This window comes from Mesorhizobium sp. M7A.F.Ca.US.005.03.2.1 (assembly GCF_003997795.1).
In the GTDB taxonomy this organism is placed as follows: Bacteria; Pseudomonadota; Alphaproteobacteria; order Rhizobiales; family Rhizobiaceae; genus Mesorhizobium; species Mesorhizobium ciceri.
Genome location: NZ_RZRP01000498.1, coordinates 1 through 4,705, shown reverse-complemented (window position 1 = coordinate 4,705; position 4,705 = coordinate 1). Strand labels below are relative to the sequence as shown.

6 protein-coding genes are annotated in these 4,705 nt (G+C 64.3%); 4 read left to right on the top strand and 2 right to left on the bottom strand.

Translation table 11 applies throughout. From position 1 onward, the window contains the following. Positions 1–86: 86 nt before the first annotated feature. Positions 87–461, bottom strand: coding sequence for a YciI family protein (locus EN991_RS23965; protein ID WP_013529744.1), 375 nt, complete (start codon positions 459–461; stop codon positions 87–89). A gap of 152 nt (positions 462–613) precedes the next feature. Next, entirely contained in the window at positions 614–1,798 is a 1,185-nt protein-coding gene (locus tag EN991_RS23960; protein WP_024502719.1) for a pyridoxal phosphate-dependent aminotransferase, read from the bottom strand. Positions 1,799–1,881: 83 nt separating this feature from the next. Between EN991_RS23960 and EN991_RS23955 the strand changes: the two genes are divergently transcribed. From EN991_RS23955 to denD, 4 genes are all read left to right on the top strand, one after another. Beyond that, positions 1,882–2,568, top strand: a complete 687-nt coding sequence (locus EN991_RS23955) for a GNAT family protein (protein ID WP_127369688.1) — start codon at positions 1,882–1,884, stop codon at positions 2,566–2,568. Between the two features lie 10 nt (positions 2,569–2,578). Beyond that, positions 2,579–3,547 carry a cation diffusion facilitator family transporter gene (locus tag EN991_RS23950; RefSeq protein ID WP_063168938.1) on the top strand — a complete coding sequence of 323 codons (969 nt, stop codon included), beginning with the start codon at positions 2,579–2,581 and terminating at the stop codon, positions 3,545–3,547. Positions 3,548–3,636: 89 nt separating this feature from the next. Then, positions 3,637–3,849, top strand: coding sequence for a hypothetical protein (locus EN991_RS23945; RefSeq protein WP_013529748.1), 213 nt, complete (start codon positions 3,637–3,639; stop codon positions 3,847–3,849). Positions 3,850–3,865: 16 nt separating this feature from the next. Further along, on the top strand, positions 3,866–4,705 hold an 840-nt coding region (gene denD, locus EN991_RS23940; protein WP_164769342.1), incomplete at its 3' end, for a D-erythronate dehydrogenase.

Here is a 4,705-nt window from a genome sequence, read left to right as displayed (position 1 = left end):
TAAGCGAATTCATCGTGCCAGTGGCACGATGAAAGGCCGGCGAACGCTGGGACGCTGCGAAGCAGCGGGGACCCAGCCGGATGGTTTTATTTCCCGGCCAGCGGCACGCCGGGCTTGAACAGCAGAATGGGCCTGATCTCGTAAACGGCGGTGGGATTGACGCGGCGAAGGTCGCGGGCGATCGCGATGGCCTCGTCTCGCGTGGCGCAGTCGACGACATAGAGCCCGAGCAACTGTTCCTTGGTTTCGGCGAAAGGACCGTCGATGATCACACCGTCGCCCGGGCCGCGCAGGGTGATGGCATCCTGTGTTGCGCCCAGACGCGCGGACGGCCCCAGCGTGCCTTCCTCATGAAGCCGGGTGTTGATCTTCAGCAGGTCGGCCATAAGTGCTGCATCTTCCTGCGGCGTCAGCGCCTTGATCGCATCTTCCACGTGATAGGCAAGGATTGCGTAGAACATTTTATGTCACCTGCTTCGATCCTGATCCAGGGAGCGTAGCGGTTCCCGACACGCCCGCCCAGCCTTGGCCGTGCGTGTCCGGACAGATCATGACACCATCATGGTCGCCAGCCGCAACCATCCGGAAAGAGGCCACCGGCCTGCTTTGAAGCCTACTTCGCCAGGAATGCTCCGATCCGCTCCAGCGCGCGCAGGATGTTCTCCTCGGAATTGGCGTAGGAGAGCCTGATATAGCCTTCGCCGAGAATGCCGAAATCGGGGCCGCCGATCAGCGCCACGCCGGCCTCGTCGAGCAGCGCCGAGGCGAGCTTCTTGGCCTTCCAGCCGGTCTTCGAGACGTTGGGGAAGGCGTAGAACGCGCCCTTGGGCGTGATGCAGGATATGTTGGGCAGGGCGTTCAGTCCCTCGACGACGATCTTCCGGCGGCGGTCGAAGGCGCGCATCATCTCGTCGACGTCGTCCTGCGGGCCGTCGATGGCGGCTATGCCGGCAAACTGGCTCGGCGCGTTGACGCAGGACCAGCAATTGACCGCCAGCTTGCGCACCTTGTCGTAGAGATGGGCGCCCTTGTCGCCATTCGGCCAGATCGACCAGCCCATGCGCCAGCCGGTCATCGCCCAGGTCTTCGACCAGCCGTTGAGCACGATCAGCCGGTCGCGGATTTCGGGAAAGCCGAGCAGCGAGCAATGCGTCTCGCCATCATAGGTCATGACGTCGTAGATCTCGTCGGAGAGGATGGCGACCTGCGGATGCGCCTCCAGCCCCTTGACCAGTTTCTCGATCTCGGCGCGAGGCGTGACGCCGCCGGTCGGATTGGCGGGCGAGTTGAGGATCAGCAGCCTGGTCTTCGAGGTGATCAGCGCCAGCGTCTCCTCGGCCGAGAAGGCAAAGCCGTTTTCTTCGCGCATCGGCACGGGAATGGGTGCCGCACCCGTGAACTCGATCATCGAGCGGTAGATGGGGAAGCCGGGGTCCGGGTAGAGGATCTCGGCGCCGGGCTCGCCGAACATCAGGATCGCGGCGAACATGGTCGGCTTGCCGCCGGGCAGGATCATCACCGTTTCGGGCGATATCTCGACACCGGTGGTGGTCAGCGTGCGGCGCACCACCGCCTCGCGCGTCGCCAGCAGGCCATTGGCCGGCGTGTAGCCGTGATGGCCGTCGCGCAGCGCCTTGATCGCCGCCTCGACGATGTGCTGCGGCGTCTTGAAGTCGGGCTGGCCGATGCCGAGATTGACGATGTCGCGGCCTTGTTGGGCAAGTGCTGTGGCCCTCGCAAGCACGGCGAAGGCGTTTTCCTCGCCAAGGCGGTCGAAGGCCGAAATCGTGTGGAGCATTTTTCCCGTCCGTGTGGTTCTTGCTGTTGGGTCGCGTTTTTGTGAGCCTCAGCCCGCAAAAGTCAAACGGATTGGAGCATTCGGTGTCGGAAAATCTGAAGGGTTGGCAACCGCGTCCGCGGCCCGAACGCAAGACCATCGACGGTCGATACGTCCGGCTTGAACCGCTGAGCGCTGCAAAACACGGCGACGGCCTCTATGAAGCGTCCTCCGTGTCCGATATCGACGACCGCTTCGCCTGGTTGCCCGACTATCCGCCGGAGACCCGCGCCGCCTTCCAGCCATGGCTGGACAAAGTCGAAGCCAGCGAGGATCCGCTGTTCTTCACTGTCATCGACAAGGCCAGCGGCAAGGTCGCCGGACGCCAGACGCTGATGCGCATCGATCCGGCCTACGGCGTCATCGAGATCGGCAACATCTATTGGGGACCGCTCATCTCGCGCAAGCCGGGAGCAACCGAAGCGCAGTTCCTGTTCATGAAATACATCTTCGACGGGCTCGGCTATCGCCGCTATGAATGGAAGTGCAACAACCGCAACGAGCCATCGAAGCGGGCGGCCGAGCGGTTCGGCTTCAAGTTCGAAGGCATTTTCCGCCAGCATCTCATCGTCAAGGGTGAAAACCGCGACACTGCGTGGTATTCGATCATCGACAAGGAATGGCCGGCGCTGCGCAGTGCCTATGAGGCGTGGTTCGATCCGGCCAATTTCGATGGCGACGGCCGGCAGAAGCGACGGCTCGAGGATTTTCGCGCGGAATTCGGCGCTTAGGAGTTCACTATTGGCACATACCCACGATCACACCGGGCACGGTCACGGCCCTGGTCATGTGCATGGCTCGACCGACAAGAAACGCGTTCTGATCGCAGCCTGCCTGACCGGCGGCTTCATGGTCGCCGAGGCGCTTGGCGGCATCCTCACGGGCTCGCTGGCGCTGCTGGCCGATGCCGGCCACATGCTCGCCGATTCGATCGCGCTCGGCCTTGCCTGGTATGCGTTTCATCTTGGCGGCCGGCCGGCGACCGTTCGCCTCACCTATGGCTTCGGCCGGGTCAAGACGCTGGTGGCCTATACCAACGGCATCGCCATCTTCGTCATCGCGCTGTGGATCGTCTATGAGGCCTGGGGACGCCTGCAGGCGCCGGCGCCGGTGCTTGGCGGGCCGATGCTGGTGGTGGCGATCCTCGGCCTGCTGGTGAACCTCGGCTCGTTCTTCGTGCTGCATGGTGGCGACCGCGAGAGCCTGAACATGCGCGGCGCCATCCTGCATGTGCTTGGCGACCTGCTCGGCTCGGCGGCGGCCATCGCGGCGGCGCTGGTCATCCTGGCGACCGGCTGGACGCCGATCGACCCGATCCTGTCGGTCCTGGTTTCACTGCTGATCCTCTACACGGCGTGGTCGCTGATGCGGGAGGCCGCCCATGTCCTGCTCGAGGGCGTGCCGCCAAGCCTCGACCGAGATCTGATCGCCAGGGATATCCAGACGACGATCCACGGCGTACGCGAAGTGCACCACATGCATGTCTGGTCGCTCGACGGGACCAGCAATATGGCGACGCTGCATGCCTGTCTCGACGAGGGCGTCGATGCGCATCAGGCGGTGAGTGCCGTCAAGAAGCGGCTTGCAAGCGAGCACGGCATCAGCCATGCCACCGTGGAACCGGAATTCGGCCAATGCGCCGACGATGGCGACGAGCACGACCACGGGCACGAGCATGAAGCGGCTGCATACCACGACCACCATCACTAGGACCGGATCGATCGATGTCGATCGTCCTGCCTCAGGAGTTGCAAAACCTTGAAAACCAGCTTGACGAACGCCCATCCTCCGGACGCGGCATGATGGACCGCGACACCAGGAACGCGGTCATCGCCGCCGCGTGGATCATGCTGCTGTTCGGTATAGGCGCCTACTATCTGCCGACCGTGATGCTGGCACTCGGCAGCCTTTCCACCGTGCTGGCCGGCGCCTTTGGCATCGTCTTCGTGCTGGCGTTCTTCTCGGTGTTCTGGCTGCGCGCCCGCAACCAGCGCAAAAACCAGGGTAAATAGGCAAGGGATCTTCGACATGCGCATTCTGATCACTGGCGCCGCGGGTATGGTCGGCCGCAAGCTCATCGCCCGGCTGGCCAAGGACGGGACGCTGCGCGGGGGCAAGATCACCGCGCTCGATCTCCACGATATCGTGCCGCCACAGGCGCCGAGCCTGGATGGCGTCAGCGTCACGCTGCACACCGGCGATCTCGCCGAAGCGGGTGCCACCGAGCGCCTGGTCGCATCGCGCCCCGACGTCGTGTTCCACCTTGCCGGCATCGTGTCGGGCGAGGCGGAAGCGAATTTCGATCTCGGCTACCACGTCAATCTCGATGGCACGCGCGCCCTGTTCGATGCCATCCGGGTGGCGGGCTTTGCGCCGCGCGTCGTCTTCACCTCGTCGATCGCGGTGTTCGGCGCGCCGTTCCCGGACGTCATTCCCGATGACTTCCATCCGACGCCGCTGACCTCTTATGGTACCCAGAAGCAGATGAGCGAAGCGCTGCTGGCCGACTATTCCAGGCGCGGGTTCTTCGACGGTATCGGCATCCGGCTGCCGACAATCTGCGTGCGGCCGGGCAAGCCGAACAAGGCGGCGTCCGGCTTCTTCTCGGGCATCATCCGCGAGCCGTTGAGCGGCCATGAGGCGATCCTGCCGGTGCCGCGCTCGGTCGTGCACACGCATGCCAGCCCGCGCTCGGCGGTCAACTTCCTGATCCATGCGGCGGGGATCGACGGCAGCGCTGTCGGGCCACGCCGCAATCTGACCATGCCCGGCGTCGCCGTCACCGTCGGCGAGCAGATCGAGGCGCTGGAACGCATCGCCGGGCCGAAGGCGGCAGGCCTGATCCGCGAGGTTCCGGATGACACGATC

Excerpts from the sequence above, each read along its gene's own strand:
- EN991_RS23965 (WP_013529744.1), bottom strand. The coding sequence starts at position 461 with ATGTTCTACGCAATCCTTGCCTATCACGTGGAAGATGCGATCAAGGCG.
- EN991_RS23960 (WP_024502719.1), bottom strand. The coding sequence starts at position 1,798 with ATGCTCCACACGATTTCGGCCTTCGACCGCCTTGGCGAGGAAAACGCC.
- EN991_RS23945 (WP_013529748.1), top strand. The coding sequence starts at position 3,637 with ATGATGGACCGCGACACCAGGAACGCGGTCATCGCCGCCGCGTGGATC.